The organism is Marinitoga sp. 1155, assembly GCF_001021175.1.
Classification (GTDB): Bacteria; Thermotogota; Thermotogae; order Petrotogales; family Petrotogaceae; genus Marinitoga.
Genome location: NZ_AZAX01000034.1, coordinates 1 through 18,115, shown reverse-complemented (window position 1 = coordinate 18,115; position 18,115 = coordinate 1). Strand labels below are relative to the sequence as shown.

Sequence of the window (18,115 nt, the reverse complement as noted above, 5' to 3'; positions counted from 1 at the left end):
CCGTAAAACGGCTTGTTTTTATATTTACACATATGATAGAATCTTATATCAATGCATGTTCGCCATATAGCAATGGCTTTTCAAAACTTAATAATTCTTCAGTTTCAATTTCACCTATATAAATAACATGATCTCCCGCATCAGTTTTATTAATTATTTTACACTCAAAAAAAGCTATAATGTCTTTTAATTTTGGAATTTTATTTTTTGTCATTTCATATTCAATATTTTTAAATTTATTGAAAATTCTTCCGCTTTTGCTTCCAAATAATTTTGCTATATCTTTTTGCTTTTTAGATAATATGCATATACCAAATCTATCAGTTTTCTCTAATAATTCATAAGAGTATCTTTTTTTTCCAATTGAAATTGCAATCATAGCTGGCTTTATTGATACTCTGGTTATCCAGGCTACAGTAATTCCGTTTATTTTATTATCAACATTCATTGTTACCACTGATGTAACATTATATATTTTTCCCAATGCATCCATAATGAATCCTCCAGAAAATTATTTTTTCCCGTTTATATCCATCATATTCTTTAATGTAGATTTTATTTCATCTATAACTTTCTTAGATTTTTCTTTTATATCTGAATTGTCTGTAGAAGAGTATATTTTTTCAAATGCCTGAAGTGTTTTTTCCAGTTCTGGTTGTATAACATCTTTAGGTTGTGTATGAATATATTGCTTAATGTATTGATAATATGAATAATTATATTCAAATGAAATTTCAGGGTCATCCGGGTTTAATTGATATAATCTTATAAGTGTATTCATATCTTTATCTTTCATATATATTCCTTTTAATATTTCAAATTCTTTATTTTTCAATTCATTAATATAATCTTTAGTTTTATTTATATCCATATTTTCTGTAAAAAGTTCCGGATACATAATTTTTGCATAGTAAAGATTTTCCATATCTCTTTTTAATTTTTCTTTTGAAGCCTTTTCTTTTTCATCTTTTATATTTTTTATGTTTTTTTCAAGTTCATCAATGTTTTTACTTATATCTTCTTCTGACATTTCAATATATGTGCTATTTCTATATGTATTTATTGTTTCTTTTAACTTAAGCATTTCGGGTAAAGATGTATTTAATTCTTTTACTAAATTTAAGTAACTTATTTTCCATAATTCTGGAGCATTTTCATTTGTTCTAATAGCATCATATAATTTTTTTTCTATAGTAATTTTTTCTTCTATGGTTTTAGCTTTTTCAATTCTATCTTCATAAAGAAGTGGCTCATATCTTAATGCATAACCAAAATTTTTGGAATAATCTGTGTACCATTTATATAATTTTTCATTTTTGATTTCTAATTTAAGATTATTTATAAGTTCATTATCTGCTTTTATATCCTGAATTGATTTATATACTTTCTTATCATCAACTTTAATTATATGGTAACCATAGTTTGTTTTAATGGGCCCAACAATTTCGCCAATTTTGGCATTAATTGCAGCATCAAAGTATTCTGGAACAACCTGATTTTTTGCAACCCATTCAATTTTTCCTCCATTTTTTGCAGATTGTGTATCTATTGAATATTTTTTTACAGCATCTTCAAATGAAATATTTCCGTTTTTAATATTTTTTAATATTTTATTAGCTGTAGCTTCATCTGTAACCAATATATGTCTTGTAAGAACTTTTTCATTTCTTAGTTTTATATTTTCGAAATTTTTGTTGATATATTCATCTAAATCTTTTTCTGTAACTTTTCCAATATTTTCGTCTATAAATTTATAATATTCATTTGAAACTAATGCATCTTTTAAATATTCTTTTAGTTTATCTTCTGAACCAAAATATTTTATTATTTGTTCTTTAGTTTGAGGATTACTCAAATATTGTGAAGTTAAAGTTTCAATTTGCTGATTAATTTTATCCATATCTATTTTATAGCCGCTTTCTTTCGCATAATATTCAAGAATTTTGTAATTCAAAATATCTTTTATTGTAGATAACATATAATATGGTTCTTTCATTTTATCATACTGCTGACCATTTTTTTGCATTGAATTGATTCTATTCAAATACTCAATTTCAAACCTTTTATCATCCAGATAATAATTTTCCAATACTTTTCCATTTTTTGTTAAATAACCTATAATCTCAGAAAAACTTAAAATACTGAATGCAACCAATAGTAAAACTAAAACAAATTTTTTCATACCACACCTCCAGATTTTTATATATCTATTTTAGATTTAAACTCATTTTTATTCATCTTGGAAATTGGAACGACATTTAAAAGCCCTTCATTAAAACACATGGTTAAATCCTTATCTAACCCTATTTTCTTTAATTTCTGAGCATGTGTTGAATACTGTAATATTCTTGTATGTGGGATGTTAGCCATGTTTAAAGCAATATAGGATTCATCATTGAAATATGTAATATCTTGTTTTGATAATACGCTTAACATTCTTCCTGCGGTAAATACATCTTCCAGCGATATATTACCCTCATTGCCACTACAGATAAATCCAATATCATCTACTTTTTTTGCTATTAGATATTGCAAAACGGCTTTTAAATTTAATAATGATGTTGCTATAGTTATCCCTCTAAGATTTGCTGTTATTAATGCTTTAGAGCCATTTGTAGTACATAAAACCACCTTTTTATTTTTAAATGCTGCCGCATTTTTTAGTATTTCCGAAGGAGAGTTAGAATAATCAAACCCTGAAATTTTTAAAGCATTCCTTTCTCCTAATAGAAGTGTATTGTTATCTTTAAGATTAAAAGCTTCTTCTGGATTTTTAGCAACAACAATATAAGATGCTCCGACAGACAATGCGGTGGCAATTGTGGATGTAGCTCTTAATGTATCTATAACTATATAATACTTATGAGTTTCAATATTTTCATCAGGTAAAAAATATGTATAAAGTCTCATACTTCTTCCTCCACCGTTTTGGGATGTTCTATTTTTTCTAAATCAAGATGCCATGTTTCATTTAAATTCAGTAATCTGAATTTATTTTCATTATATTCCACAATCGAAACAGATGCATTGTCAAGCATAAAATTCCTGTGTTGATTTAAATTTAAATTCAATATCCAGCAAATCAGTGTTTTTATTAATAAAGCATGGGATACAATCACAATGTTTTTATCAACACTATTTTCTGATATAATTTTTTTTAATGCCTTTACACTTCTTTGCTGAACTTCAGCCAATGATTCAACACCATTTACAAAAGCCCAGGGATCTTCAGACCATAATTTAAATTCTTCTGGGAATTTTTCTTTTACTTCAGTTATACTATACCCATTCCATAATTTAACACGAGCTTCTTTAAAATCTTCTATGATTATAGGTTTTGATTTTATATTATCAGCTATTTTAACAGCCGTTTGATAGGCTCTTTTTAAAGGTGAAGAATAAACAATATCATAATCTTCTTTTTTAAATCTTATCCCCAGATTTTCAGCCTGTTTTAAACCTACATCATTTAAAGTAGTATCAACATTACCCTGCCATTTCTTTTGAAGATTCCAATTCGTCATTCCGTGTCTTACAAAATATATTTTCAATGCATTTCCCCCTTATTCAATATTTTATCATATTTTTGCAATTTTTTTATACATTTCTTTAATTTTATTTTTATCATAATTACCAGGTGTATTTTTTATATGCGATGAATTCATAACTTCTTCAGAAAATAATTCTAATTCTTCTTCAGTAAAAACTATATTAAAATTATATGTTCCTATTTCTTTTAAAAAGATTTCAAAATTTTCTAAAGTTCCAAAAATTTTTTCAAGAGTTTCTACTTTTTTTGGATTTTCTTTCTTTACCTCTTTGGCAATTATTGGTAAAAATATAGCTGTAGCCTGTCCGTGTCTTATTCCTTTATGTATTGTAATTCTATATCCTAATGAATGAGGTAAGATTGTTCCTGTTTGTGCTATAACCATACCAGCTAAAGTTGATGCAATAGCCAGCTTTTCTCTGTATTCAATATTTTCCAGATCTTCCAAAGTTTTTGGTAAATATCTATATATTAATTCAATGGATTCTCTGGCAAGTATATTTGATATTGGAGTTGATTTTTTAGAGAGAAGCCCTTCTACAGCATGGGACAGCGCATCAACCGCAGTAGTTAATGTGAGGTTTTTATTCATCTTTAACATATATATAGGGTCTAAAAAAGAGACATCAGGAAAGATTAAATTACTTTTAAAACCGGTTTTTCTTCCATTTGGCTTTGTCAAAACAGCATATTCAGTTACTTCGCTTCCTGTTCCGGCAGTCGTTGGCACAGCAACAATTGGTAGTGAAACGTCATAATTATTATTATCAAACAAATCATCAGGAATCAAATCTAGGTTTGCTGTTAATACAGCTATAGCTTTTCCGGCATCCATAGGGCTTCCACCACCAATAGCTATAACAAAATCACATTCGTTTTTTAAACCAATGTCTCTTCCTTTTAAGATCATATCATATGTTGGATTTTCGCCAATTCCGTCATAATGAACATAGGGTATCTTGAATTCATTAAGAACAGAAATCACCTCATCCAGAGCGCCTGTTATTTTGGCAGAATTTTTACCAGTTACAATTAAAGCTTTTTCACCACAGATCATTTCATTTTTATGTTGCGAAATAATATTTTTTCCATAATATAATTTTGTTGGCATATTATACAACATGAAACCCCTCCTTATACACGATTAGCATTATTCTATTATTTATTATAACATAATCTGTAATTAAATATTAAATATCATCTCATTTTTACTGCACATTTCTTCTGTTTTAGGTCCGTAGGATATATGAGAAATTTCAATACCTGTTTTTTCTTCAATAAATGCCATATATTTCAAGAAATTAATATGTTTTGTATCAGGCCATCCTTTTAAACTTTCATATATAGGTTTTGCCACAAAAAAATCATAGGATGATGTTGGAATTTCTTTTATTTTTCCATTTATTTCATAACCAACACAAACCTTTATTTCATCAAGTCCATTTAAAACATCTGCTTTTGTAATGACAAATTTTGTTAAGCCAGATCTTAATTTTGCATATCTCAATGCGGGTAAATCAAGCCAGCCAACACGTCTTGGCCTTCCTGTAGTTGCGCCAAATTCGTTTCCCTTTTTTCTTATTACTTCACCAATTTCTTCAAATTCTTCTGTTGGGAAAGGCCCTTCGCCAACGCGTGTTGTATATGCTTTTAATACACCCAATACTTCATCGAGCTCAAATGTTGAAAAACCGACGGAAGAAACACCATGAGCCATTGTTGCACCGGAAGTCACAAAAGGATATGTGCCAAAATCAAGATCAAGTAACACACCTTGAGCACCCTCAAATAATACAGAAGTGTTTCTGAAAACATCAGCCATATCTATTGCAGAAGTGAAATTCACATTCAATTTTTCCAATCTTTTTTTCTGCTTTATCAGGTAATTAAAAATATCTTCTGGCATAAAATTATATTTTTCACCAAATATATTCCTTTTTAAATAAATAATCTCTTCAAGTCTTTGTTTTAATAAATCTTCATCAAAAAGGTGGTAAACTTTGAATCCTTCTCTTGATACCTTATCAGTATATGCAGGACCAATTCCTTTTTTTGTTGTTCCTATTGGATTTTTTCTTAAACTTTCTAAAATTGCATCTTCTTCTTTATGATATGGTAAAACTATAAAAGCTTCTAAATCTATATATATTTTTGAAGAAACACCCGGAAAATCATTTTCCAGAATTTCCAGTTCTTTTATTAATTGCTCTATATCTATAACCATTCCTGCTCCTAAAAAAGCTTTTGAATTACCTTCAGGTATAATTGAAGGTAATAAATGGTTTACATATTTTTTCCCTTTGTAATATATAGTATGTCCTGCATTGGCTCCACCAGAAAATCTTACAATCCATTCATAATTATTTGAGAAATAATTAACAACTTTTCCTTTACCTTCATCACCCCATTGTGCTCCAACAATAGCAACCCTTTTCATCCTTTTCACCTCCAAAAAAGTAAAAAAGCCCCATTAAAGGGCTTTTTGTTTTTTATATATAATTTTTTTATTTTTGTTATTTTCATAATAAAACCGTCCTTTGATTTTATTATATATCTACTATTATTTTACATGGATATTATATCATAGAAAATCACTAAAAACAATATTTTTTATATTTACTTTTCATAAATTATAACATAAAAGTTTTCTTCTAATTTTTTATCAACCTTATCCAAAATCACATTTGTATATTTATCCATTTTTTCATTGTATTTTTTTGTATTTGGATCATTTAAAAGTAAATACTCTATATCTTCTTTTTTTAGTTTTAAAATTTTGCGTTCAATATTAACTTTTATATTGCTTTTCACAAAATCCTGATACTTAATATTTCTTGTTTTCAAATATTTAAAATATTTTAAGATGGACAAAAAAGTATCCTTCTCAACAAATCCTGGTAATTGAGCAAGTGGTTCTTTATCAAAAAAGAAAAATGTTGGTGTTCCACGTATTCCAAAAGCACCGAATAATTCAACATAATTCATACTTTTATTCTTAAAATTTGCAATTTTATTCTTATCTGCATATATTTCAGCGAATATAAATTCTGTTCTTAACCATTTCTGAATTTCCTTATCTGTTAATACATCCTCTTTAAATTTTTTACAATAATAACAGCTTTTAGAGGAAAACATAATGACAACATTTTTTCCTGTTATCTCACCTATTTTAAGAGCTGTATTAAAATCATGAATAATAAAATCATCAAGGTTTGCTGCATAACTGTATATAGATATTGCAAATATAAACATCGCAAAAACAAATAAATTTTTCATTTTATCACACTCCCTGTAATGAATTGAATTTACCAAAAATAACTAAAATACCTATTAAAATCAAAATAACACTTCCTGTAATTCTTAAATATTTTTCCCATTTAGGGGTACCAAATGTAATTTTTGAAACTATTTTGCTGATTATGCCACTTAAAAATAAAAAAGGTATTGAAATTCCAAGTGAATACAAAAATAGCATAAACGCACCTTTAAAAGCATTTGACGTTGTAGAGGCAAAGGCTAAAACAGCGGCCAATACAGGTCCAGAACACGGTATCCATATGAATGAAATCAAAATTCCAAGTATAAAAGCACTTATAAATGATGTATTTTTATATTTTGAAAAATTAAATTTTAACCCCTTAAAAAATGATTTATCAATTAAATAATATATTCCCATTGCTATAATAAAAATCCCTGCTATAATATTAAGTATAAACTGATATTTTGATAATATAAAACCTATACTACCGGCTAATGCTCCAAGTAAAGAAAAAAACATTGACAATCCGATAAAGAATGCAATACCTCGTTTTAACGTTAGGGGTAAATTCTTAATATCAGGTATCAATATACCGAAAAACAGAGGAACTAAAGGTAAAACACATGGGCTGAAAAATGACAGTATTCCGCCCAAAAATGATCCAAGATAACTTATAGTCGGCTGGATTGATAATGTCAAATTCTCCATATTATCACCTTATATATAAATTTTGTATATATAATTATAACAAAAAAACTCAGTTTTTAAAAGGGGAGATTATCATGGATAAAAAGATATATATAAAAAATACCGGTATATTACTGGAAAGATTGAAAAATATAAAAAAAGTAATTCCAGAAAAATTGATAAAAAAAGCATTGGAACTTGAATTAGCTCAATATTATTATGAAGATTATGAATTTGCAATTTACAATGATGAAGAAAAAACAATATTTTCAGTAATTTTCCTTGAATATTTTAATTATGCAAAGCCTGAATTAATATTCAATCAAAAAAAACATGAAATAAAATACAACTGTACTTGCCAGGATAATATAAAGGCACCGTTTTTGTGTAAACATATCGTTCGTTTAATTATTGAAATTGAAAAATATATTGAAAGTCTGGGTATATTTGATGATGATTATACACTGGATTATAGATTAGACAATTATTTTAATTTTAAAGATTATGGCGATACATATTATTTAATATATCCCGACAGACAAAAAACGATAGTAAAATTGGGATATAAAAAAAATAACAGAATTCTTTTAAGAAAAGATATAAACTCATATAATGAAGTTATGGATTTTTTAAAATTAAAAGTACCTGAGGATGAAATCGATATAAAAAAATTATTGACTCCTGGATATATAGAAACAAAACCAGGTTATGAACTTGTCTTAAAAAGTTTTGAAGATATTAAAAAAATTAATAATAAAAAAGTACTTTTTAGAAATAAAAAAATGATAAATTGGGGGGAAGATATCAAATTAAAAATACATCTAAAAAAAGATAAAGAAGAAAATAAAGCTACAATAGAAATATTGCCAGAACTAAAATATGATAATATTATTTCTTCGATTAATGATATGGCTTATATTGAAAATAACATGATATCTTTAATAAAAACAAAAGCTTCTATCCATTTACCAAAATACGATAATATAAAAACATATATAACTTTTAAAAATAAAGAAGGATTGGAAAAATTTATAAAAGAACATTTAATAAAATATGAACGTTACGGGTTAGAACTTGAAATAGACGATAAATTGGGAATAAAAAAGGATTTATTTATTCCTAAGTTGAATTTATATATAAATTTTATTAAAGATAAATTCTATCTGAAAGGAAAATTTTTATATAGTAATGAAGTAGAATTCTATGAAGATTACAAACATAGAAATCTTGAAGAAGAAGAAAAATTAATTAATTCATTAAAAAATGCTGGAATTGAATTGGATAATCAGGGAAAGGGGTTTTTAGAAATAGAATCATTTTTTGATTTTATAGAAAATAAAATCAAAAATCTGGATAAAAACGTAATAGTAAAAATGAATAAAAATATAAAAATGCATGAAATAAAAAGTATGAAATTAAACCTGAATTTGAAGAATAACTGGTTTGATATTGATGGTGAAATTGAATTAAAAGATAATAGAAAAATAGATTTAAATATTGCCAAAAATAGAAAAAATAATTTTATAATATTAAAAGACGAAACATTTATAAAAATCCCGCCGAAAATCCTTGAAAAATTAGAAGAAATTAAATTTAAGGATGAAAAAATAGAAATAGAAGTCTATAACATATATTCTTTATTAAATAGCAAAGAATTAAAAATAAATACCATTGATGATAAAACAAAACAGTTTATTGAAAATATTAAAAATTTTGAAAAAATAAAAGAGTATGAAATTCCTGAATTAAAAATACCTATGAGAGATTATCAGATATACGGGTATTATTTTTTAAGATATCTTCAAGAACTCAATTTCAATGGAATTTTGGCAGATGATATGGGGCTCGGAAAAACTCTTCAAACTATAGCTTTAATTTTATCTTTAAAAGGAAATAATAGAAAATTTTTAATAATAGCTCCGCGTTCTGTTGTATATAACTGGGCATATGAAATAGAAAAATTTACATCCAATATAAAATATTATATTTATCATAATAATCAAAAAGAAATACCTGAAGATGTTGATGTAATACTTACAACTTACGGAACAATAAGAAATTCATTTGAAGAATTTAAAAAAATAAAATTATTTTATATCATTTTAGATGAGGCACAATACATAAAAAATAATGAAACCAAATTATATAAGACAATTAGAAAATTAAAAGCCGAACATAAGTTAGCTTTAACAGGAACGCCATTAGAAAATTCACTAAATGATTTATACAATATCTTTGATTTTTTAATGCCAGGCTTTTTTGGAAAAAGAAAAGAATTTAACAGAAAATATACCTATGCAAATAAAGAAAGTATAAAAAAATTAAAAGAAAAGATAAATCCTTTTATATTAAGGAGAAAAAAAGAAAATGTTTTAAACGAATTACCGCCAAAAACAGAAGAATATATATTTAACGAGATGACGCAACATCAAGTGAAAATATATCATCAAATTTTACATGAATATAGACAAAAAATAGCTATGTCGCAGGGAAATTTAAACTTTAGCATATTAGAAGGATTGTTAAGATTAAGACAGGTTGTAAATCATCCAAAACTGCTTGGGTTAAATATAGAATCTTCTAAATTTAATGAATTTAAAAAATTTGTATTAGAAGTACTAAGTGAAAATCATAAAATAGTTGTGTTTTCGCAATTTGTTAAAATGATTAATATTATGGAAGAATGGTTGAATGAAGAGAATATAAAATATAGTAAAATAATTGGTCAAACAAAAAAAAGAGTAGAGATTATTGAAGATTTTAATAGAAATAATGAGATTAAACTACTATTAGTTAGTTTAAAAGCTGGTGGAACTGGGTTAAATATTACAGGTGCTGATTATGTAATACATTATGATCCATGGTGGAATCCAGCTGTTGAGAATCAAGCAACAGACAGAGTTTATAGAATTGGACAAACAAAACCGGTATTTGTATATAAATTTATAACAAAGAATTCAATAGAAGAAAAAATATTAAAATTAAAAAAGGCAAAATCAGATCTGTATAATCTTGCAATAACTGTTGAAAAATCCATACTAAAAAATTTATCAAAAGATGATATATTAAAACTATTTGAGTGAAGCAACTTAACGTTGCTTCTTTTTTATATTAATTAATATTCGGTTTCCTAATTATTTAAATTTACCTTTAAGTAACTTGAAAACAGTAAAAAATTATTGTATAATATGATGTTAAATTAAAAAAAGAAAAATTTAAATAATTAGTAAATTATCAATATCTTATAAAAGGGGGTAGTTGGATGAAAAGTAGCAAAAAGCTTGTTTTTCTAATCCTTAGTTTTGTATTACTATTTCTTTTCACGTCATGTTTAACACAACAAAAACCGATAGCTATAACTATTACAAAAGCTGTTACTGGTATTAACGGGGTTGTGCCTGTAAAAACATCTGTAGATATTAGCTGGTCTGTTGCAGGAGTTGATTCGTTTACTGCAAAATTAGTTGTAGAAAAATCTGGAAAAAAGGTTTTTGAAAAGAGCGGTTTAAAATTAACAAATGTAACTATTCCAGAAGATATACTTTGGGAGTTAGGGGATTATGATTATTATGTTGAAGTTATAGCCGGAGACCAAACTGTTAAAACCAACAAGTTAACTTTTAAAGTTGTTCCAAGTGTTAAAGAAATAAAAATTCTTACTCAGAATAACACATCTATATTAAAAAATTCATCAAAAATTATTTCATGGGAAATATTTTCATATATAGATGGAAGAGATTATGAATATAAAATATTGATGAAAAAGCCTGGAGAAAGCGAATTTACTTTAGATGGTACAACAACCAATAAAACATACCAAATAACCAACTTAATTACAGTTGGTAATTATTCTGTAAAAATTATAGCTGTCGAATTAGGAAATATTGAAATCGAAAGTCCTGAAATAAATTTTCAGGTTGCTAATAGCGTATATGAAGGAGATAATCATTTCCCGGAAATAGATACACCTATTCCAGATAATAATGCTAATGATGTATCATGGGAGTATTCAACTTTTAAAAGCGGTGCTGTTGTTAACTTATCATGGGTTGCAACTGATGTGGATGATGATCCGCTAGAATTTGATGTTTATATTAATAACACATTTGTTGCGACAACAGATCAAACCCAGATTTCAATAAGCGGTTTTTTACCTGGAAATAGTGTTTCATGGTATGTTATTGTTAGAGATGATAAAGGATTTGAAACGAAAAGTCCTGTATGGTTATTTACAACAAAATCAAATACAGCACCAGTATTTGAAACAGAAGTTGCATCTGAAGCCGTAAATGATTCTGTAGTTAAATTCACATGGAATGCTGTTGATAATGATAACGATGAATTAAAATATGAAATATATTCAGGAACTCAGGAAGCTTCGACTTTAATAGGGGAAAAATATGCAAATTTCTTTAATACTGAAAATAAAGATGGAAATTATATAATCGTAGCAAAAGATCCATTTGGCGGAATAGCAGAAAAAGGATTCATATATACTGCACCTACATCTGAAATAACAGGGAATGCTACTGTTGTAGTTTATGTAACTGATGCAAAATCAGGTCCTGCTGTTGATAATGCAAATATTTTGGTGAATAATATTTCAACTACAACAGATGCAAATGGCATGGCGACTATTACATTGAATTTAACTTCCGATTCTACAACATTAACTATAGAAGCAACTAAGTTGAATCATGCATTGACAAAAGTTGATGGACTAAAGCTTAAAGCAGGAGAAGTAAAAGATGTTTATATTACATTAAGAAAAGCAGAATTAAATCCAGATCCAGATACACAAGAATTACCAGAAGTGGATTTTCGTGTTTATAAATACAATGATTACTATCTTTGGGCTTCAAATGGAGCAACGCCTGAAAATAAACCAGAAGCTTTAGATATTGATAATGTTGTAATTAATTACCCTATTTTTGTTGAAATTACAGCAACTCCTGTATCAAATGATCATATAAATATTATTTATGCATCTTTAGGAAAAACTCCAGGATCTGGGTTTATGACTGGCGATAGAGGTTATACATCAGGAGCTTCAGAAGTGGCATTTGTGTTTAATACTTTTGATTACAATGGGTTAACGGATTTACATATAACAGTTTATGATTACAATGATAATCAAATTGAAATTGTAAAGTATTTAAATATTTTAAATAATAATGACATAGTTCTTCCGAAATATACACCTGCAGATTGGGCATCTTACGGAATGGGAACTAATTTGGATTCTTACACAAGAAGAATGGAAATAGGATTTTATAGTCAAGGAAGCAATATTGAAAAAGCTAATGTAAAAATAAATAATTTAATTAAAAGAAATGTTGAAAATAAGATTAAATTGCTTGAGTCAAAATTTAATAAAAAGTTAGATTATAATATTGAAGCAGCACAACCAAATTCCAATTTATGGGTTGAAGTATGGTGGATCCCTGTTAATGTGTTTGATCCTGATGGGGTATTGTATCAATATCCAAATGGATATAATATATACAGGTCATTTGATGGCTTAAATTGGGAAAAAGCAGGATATGTGTCACAATATTCAAAAAATAACTTTATCTTCAGAGACTACAGCCCTAAGTTGGAACCTGGCAAAGAAGTTCATTATGGTGTTACGGCTGTTTATGATGATGGTGAAACAACATTACATTATTTAGGTTCTGTAATTCCACTTGGTATGTTTGATGTAGAGTTAACCTCACCATCTATGTTATCAACAAACGTTGCAAGAGAACCTATTTTTGAATTCCGACCAAAAGTTTATGATAATTCATTGAATAATGCTATTTTTGAATATACATTATGGATTTATGATTTAGTTCAATCTGAACAACATTTATTGCCTGGATATATAGGTGAAGATGGTAAGGTATATCAACAAATGTATGATGTTATGGGCCCTTATCCTTTAGCAGTAAATTATGCATCTCAACAATGGTTCTTACTAAATGCTAACGGATTATATATGTATAATGAGCCACTTGCTCCTAATAAAACATATTCATGGGCAATAGATCTTGCATATGCTTATACTCAAAATGATGTATCAAGTGCAATATCAATTTCTATAGATCAGGGATATGGTGTAGATCCATTTGGTAGAGTGGATGCCGATGCATTTAATACATTTACTACTGGAACAGATATTTATGATATATATTCCATAGAGGAATCTCAAGATAAATATCTTTCAACATATTTATTTGGTGCTAATATTGTTGGTTCTGTAGTAGATGTATATAAAAATTATGTATATTTAGAAGATCCTATAACAAATAAGGCATTAAAATTGAAATTTGATTCTAATGTTTATAATGTAAATATCGGTGATATTCTTATTGTAAAAGGCGATATGTATTCAGATACTTTTGGAAAAACATTTGCTGTGAAAAATGTTATGATATTAGATCAGCTATCTGGAAATGAATTAAATGCTATACCTTTAGATCCTTCTATATTAGAGGAAAATGATATAGGATTAAATCCTTATGCAAGTGCTTTAGTTAGCTCATCAGGAACAATAACAAGTATTGATAAATATGGGTTAAGTCTTGAATATGACACAACGGACAGTACAGCTTCAATATATGTATATAAAGGTGGATCTAATATATTAACTTCAGATGCCACTATTGGAGATAGACTTGATGTGAAAGGTATTTTGAAATATTATAAAACATATTGGGAAATCAGTCTAAGAAGCGACGATGACTGGTCAAAACAATAATAAGGAGGGGTGAATATGAAAAATTTAAAATATATTTTAATAGGTCTTTTATCAATATTGTTCATTTTTGCTAGTTGTCAGACCACTTTGTTGAATCCGAATGAAAATGATAAAGATAACAATGTTGTGTTTAGCGAATTCAATAATGCAGAAGTATTTGAAGGGAGAATACTTGTAGGATACGAAAATAAAGATTCAATTGAAGAAATAAAAAAAGCTTTAAATGGTGAAGTTTATATTGAAATTCCAGAAATTAAGGTTGTTGGAATAAAATTTGACGGAACATTAAAAGAGGCTTATGATAAATTAAAATCATTAAAGCTTGATGGAATTAAATATGTTGAGCCAAGTTTTAAAAGAGATTTAATAGATCCTAAACCTGAAATAATAGATGATACAATTACAAAAAATATAGATGGTGTTTCTGAAGATAGCTTGTGGGGAATGAATAAAATTAACGCTATTGATGCATGGAAAGTTGCAACTGGAACAAATGTTATAGTTGCTGTTATTGATACACCAATTGATGCACAACATCCAGATTTAGCCGGTCAATTTGTAGCAGGATTTGATCCAGTTAGTGGAAATTTAATAATGCCTGATGAAGATTATGATGCAGTAATTGGTGGCCCTGGTGATGATGGAGATGATCATGGAACACATGTTGCAGGAACTATTGCTGCTAAAAAAGATGGAAATGGAGTAGTTGGACTTGCATATGGTGCAAAAATAATGTCAATACCAATATTCCAACCAGACTATATTGGTGATGCGTATGTTGCAAGAGGTATTATATGGGCTGTTGACAACGGTGCTCAAGTATTATCAAACAGTTGGGGTGGCGGAGGATATTCTAAAACTCTAAAACTTGCTATAGATTACGCATTATTCCACAATGCAGTATTTGTTGCAGCAGCAGGAAATGATCATACTGACCAACACTGGCATTATCCTTCTTCATACCCTGGAGTTATAGCAGTAGCAGCTTCAAATGCAAGAGATGAAGTTACAGATTTTTCAAATAGAAGTGATACTATCTCTGTAGCTGCACCCGGAGAAAAGGTCTTATCTACTATTCCAAGACATTCAGCTCAAATATATGGTGTTTATTCAGAACCATATGATTATTGGGCCGGAACATCAATGGCAACACCACATGTTTCCGCTTTGGCAGCATTGTTAAAACAATTACATCCAAATGCAACACCATATCAAATAAGAAAAATGATAGAAAATACTGCAGATGACATAGATATTGCAGGTTGGGATCATGCTGCAGGTTATGGAAGAATAAATGCAGCTGCAGCTGTAAATGAAACATTACCATCCACATCGGGAGCAAGTTATGATTTTTATGTTATGTCTAATGCTGGAGCACCATTATCAAATGTATTTATTTCTCTTATAAGAAAATCAGGAGAAGGAGCAAATTATTATGTTACAACAGATGATGGATATGGCACATTCTATTCTGTAGATCCTGGAGATTACACTTTAGTTTTAAGTGGACCTGATTATATGCAATTTGATTCACTAAATTATAGATCAGAAGAAGCAACTGTATTAACAAAAAACATTACATTAAGCGATGAAAGTACCATAATTTATTTAGTATTAGATTCAACATTTAAATTAGATATTACATTAGATTCCACAATAACTGGAGGATCAACTTTGTTAGTAACAGATGTTGATACCACAGAAGAAGCTACAGAATTTTCTATTTCGGAAGAAGCCACAGAATTTTCAGCTGATTTATCAAATTTAAGTGGACAATTTAAATTAATAATATACAGAGATGTTACAAAGTCAGCTTCTGAAATAACTTTCTCAGGAATTGCAACAATAAATGGAAACCCAGTTCCTGTTATTGGTATAATTCCAGAAAATGAGTCAAAAGGATTTATTGAAGATGCAAGATTTGTAAAAAACGTTCCAGCTGGTTCTATACCATGGACTATTTTCTAAAAATAAAAAAGAGAGGTCTAATGGCCTCTCTTTTTTATTATATAACAATTTATACAATAATAAATTGCAACTACCACAAATTATTTTATTATTATCAATATTTTAAGTTCTCTTCCAAAATAAGTGAGGAAATATATGATAAAATATAAATATTTTATACTGTAAAAACAGATTCATTAATCTTGATTATCCACTCTTTTCGTAGGGAAATCACATATCTTTCTAAAACTGATTGACAAATATATGATAAAAATGTTAAAATAAAAGCGAAATGAAAGAAAAAATGAATTGTTATCTGAAATTTTAAATATATAAAACAAGAAATAAAAAATAGCGGCTTTCTGCTTGATATATAAGAATAAAATAAAAAAGTATTTTTGATTTTGTCATTATTTATTAGAAGAGGTGTGTTTATGAAGAAAAAAATACCATATGGGGAACAAAATTTTGAAAGAGTAATATTGCAAAATTATTATTACATAGATAGAACAGAACATATAGAAAAATTAGAATCATTAAATGAAAAAAATATAGTGTTTTTAAGGCCAAGGAAATTTGGAAAAACATTGTTCTTAGATACACTTGCAAAGTATTATGATATCAATTATGCAGAGAAATTTGAAAAATTATTTGGAAAATTATACATAGGAAAAAATCCAACATCGTTAAAAAACAATTATTATATTTTAAAAATGAATTTTTCTGGAATACAAACAGAAAATAAAGAAAAATTAATAAATAGTTTTAAAAATAAAGTTATACGTTCTCTTGATAATTTTAAAAATGATTATAAATTAAAACTAAAAATAGAAAAAGAACTAACAGAACCAGCAGATATTCTTGGCTCATTTCTTGACGGAATAAAGAATGAAATAAGAAAACCAATATACTTATTAATAGACGAATATGATCATTTTGCAAATGAACTATTGAGTTTTAACCTTGATTTATTCAAAGACAGCGTAACAAAACATGGATTTGTAAGAAAATTCTATGAAGAAATAAAAAAAGGAACAGAAACAATAATAGAAAGACTATTCATGACAGGTGTAAGTCCAATAATGTTAGACTCATTAACCAGCGGATTTAATATAACTAAAAATAAAACAATAGATATAAAATTCAACGAGATGCTTGGATTCAAAGAAGCAGAAGTAAAAGAATTATTGGAATATTATGGTATATATTCAGAAAAATTATTAAAAGAAATGCAGGAAAATTATAATGGATATATATTCAACATAAACGCAAAAGAAAAAGTATATAATCCTGACATGGTATTTTATTTTATAACAGAATATTTTTCAGAAAAAAAACCACCAGAAAAAATAATAGATGACAACATAATGAGCGATTACAAAAAAGTACAGAATTTATTTAGTCTTGGTGAATTGCTTGGAGTAAAAATAGACAAAAACAACAAAAAAGAACTAACTGAAAAAGAAAAACAAGAAGCAAAAGAAAGTCCAAAAAAAATAATAGGGAAATTACTAAATGAAATACTATTAACAGGAAGAACAACATTACCAGAACTAACAACAATGTTCAACCCAGGAAAAAGGATAGAAATAAAAGACATAAAATCATTATTATTCTATCTTGGATTCATGACATTTGAAAAAGAAGGATTAAGGACATATTTAAAAATACCCAATTACTCAATGAAAAAAATATTCTCAGAATACTTCACAGAATACATAGAAGAAAGGCTAACAGAATATATAGACACAGACGAAATAGAAAATGCAATAATAACGATATTAGAAGATGGAAAAATAGAGCCATTTGCCAAAGAAATAGAAAACCTACTAAGCAAAATGGACAACAGAATATTCATGGGATTAGATGAAAAATACATAAAAGCAATAATGTATAGTTATTTAGTATTAACGCCATATGCAATGGTAAA

General features: G+C 27.4%; 12 protein-coding genes. 4 read left to right on the top strand and 8 right to left on the bottom strand.

From position 1 onward, the window contains the following. Positions 1 to 43 precede the first annotated feature (43 nt). The 8 genes from X274_RS09405 to X274_RS09370 all read right to left on the bottom strand — a co-directional run bounded on the left by X274_RS09405 (position 44) and on the right by X274_RS09370 (position 7,517). Positions 44 to 493, bottom strand: a complete 450-nt coding sequence (locus X274_RS09405) for a flavin reductase family protein (RefSeq protein ID WP_047266575.1) — start codon at positions 491 to 493, stop codon at positions 44 to 46. Between the two features lie 18 nt (positions 494 to 511). Beyond that, entirely contained in the window at positions 512 to 2,182 is a 1,671-nt protein-coding gene (locus X274_RS11675; protein WP_052913280.1) for a peptidylprolyl isomerase, read from the bottom strand. A gap of 17 nt (positions 2,183 to 2,199) precedes the next feature. After that, a complete protein-coding gene (locus X274_RS09395; protein ID WP_052913279.1) occupies positions 2,200 to 2,910 on the bottom strand; it encodes a 2-phosphosulfolactate phosphatase in 711 nt (236 codons plus the stop codon). Beyond that, positions 2,907 to 3,551, bottom strand: a complete 645-nt coding sequence (locus tag X274_RS09390) for a histidine phosphatase family protein (protein WP_047266574.1) — start codon at positions 3,549 to 3,551, stop codon at positions 2,907 to 2,909. The genes X274_RS09395 and X274_RS09390 overlap by 4 nt, the downstream gene beginning before the upstream one ends. 27 nt (positions 3,552 to 3,578) lie before the next feature. Next, positions 3,579 to 4,673, bottom strand: coding sequence for an iron-containing alcohol dehydrogenase family protein (locus X274_RS09385; protein ID WP_047266573.1), 1,095 nt, complete (start codon positions 4,671 to 4,673; stop codon positions 3,579 to 3,581). A gap of 60 nt (positions 4,674 to 4,733) precedes the next feature. Then, on the bottom strand, positions 4,734 to 5,987 hold the full coding sequence (locus tag X274_RS09380; protein ID WP_047266572.1) for an adenylosuccinate synthase: 1,254 nt from the start codon (positions 5,985 to 5,987) through the stop codon (positions 4,734 to 4,736). Between the two features lie 179 nt (positions 5,988 to 6,166). Further along, the gene (locus X274_RS09375; RefSeq protein WP_052913278.1) at positions 6,167 to 6,826 is read right to left on the bottom strand and encodes a thioredoxin family protein; all 660 of its coding nucleotides are present in this window, start codon (positions 6,824 to 6,826) and stop codon (positions 6,167 to 6,169) included. Between the two features lie 4 nt (positions 6,827 to 6,830). Further along, positions 6,831 to 7,517: a cytochrome c biogenesis CcdA family protein gene (locus X274_RS09370; protein ID WP_047266571.1), complete on the bottom strand. Its 687-nt coding sequence runs from the start codon at positions 7,515 to 7,517 to the stop codon at positions 6,831 to 6,833. Positions 7,518 to 7,591: 74 nt separating this feature from the next. Between X274_RS09370 and X274_RS09365 the strand changes: the two genes are divergently transcribed. The 4 genes from X274_RS09365 to X274_RS09350 form a co-directional block, all read left to right on the top strand. After that, on the top strand, positions 7,592 to 10,579 hold the full coding sequence (locus X274_RS09365; RefSeq protein WP_047266570.1) for a DEAD/DEAH box helicase: 2,988 nt from the start codon (positions 7,592 to 7,594) through the stop codon (positions 10,577 to 10,579). A gap of 179 nt (positions 10,580 to 10,758) precedes the next feature. Then, positions 10,759 to 14,238: a carboxypeptidase regulatory-like domain-containing protein gene (locus X274_RS09360; RefSeq protein ID WP_047266569.1), complete on the top strand. Its 3,480-nt coding sequence runs from the start codon at positions 10,759 to 10,761 to the stop codon at positions 14,236 to 14,238. Between the two features lie 15 nt (positions 14,239 to 14,253). Beyond that, positions 14,254 to 16,206, top strand: a complete 1,953-nt coding sequence (locus X274_RS09355; RefSeq protein ID WP_052913277.1) for a S8 family peptidase — start codon at positions 14,254 to 14,256, stop codon at positions 16,204 to 16,206. 413 nt (positions 16,207 to 16,619) lie between these two features. Next, positions 16,620 to 18,115, top strand: a 1,496-nt coding sequence (locus X274_RS09350; RefSeq protein WP_047266568.1) for an AAA family ATPase, incomplete at its 3' end; no start/stop codon positions are given.

Excerpts from the sequence above, each read along its gene's own strand:
- X274_RS09365 (WP_047266570.1), top strand. The coding sequence starts at position 7,592 with ATGGATAAAAAGATATATATAAAAAATACCGGTATATTACTGGAAAGA.
- X274_RS09405 (WP_047266575.1), bottom strand. The coding sequence starts at position 493 with ATGGATGCATTGGGAAAAATATATAATGTTACATCAGTGGTAACAATG.
- X274_RS09380 (WP_047266572.1), bottom strand. The coding sequence starts at position 5,987 with ATGAAAAGGGTTGCTATTGTTGGAGCACAATGGGGTGATGAAGGTAAA.
- X274_RS09370 (WP_047266571.1), bottom strand. The coding sequence starts at position 7,517 with ATGGAGAATTTGACATTATCAATCCAGCCGACTATAAGTTATCTTGGA.
- X274_RS09360 (WP_047266569.1), top strand. The coding sequence starts at position 10,759 with ATGAAAAGTAGCAAAAAGCTTGTTTTTCTAATCCTTAGTTTTGTATTA.
- X274_RS09355 (WP_052913277.1), top strand. The coding sequence starts at position 14,254 with ATGAAAAATTTAAAATATATTTTAATAGGTCTTTTATCAATATTGTTC.
- X274_RS09395 (WP_052913279.1), bottom strand. The coding sequence starts at position 2,910 with ATGAGACTTTATACATATTTTTTACCTGATGAAAATATTGAAACTCAT.
- X274_RS09375 (WP_052913278.1), bottom strand. The coding sequence starts at position 6,826 with ATGAAAAATTTATTTGTTTTTGCGATGTTTATATTTGCAATATCTATA.
- X274_RS11675 (WP_052913280.1), bottom strand. The coding sequence starts at position 2,182 with ATGAAAAAATTTGTTTTAGTTTTACTATTGGTTGCATTCAGTATTTTA.
- X274_RS09385 (WP_047266573.1), bottom strand. The coding sequence starts at position 4,673 with ATGTTGTATAATATGCCAACAAAATTATATTATGGAAAAAATATTATT.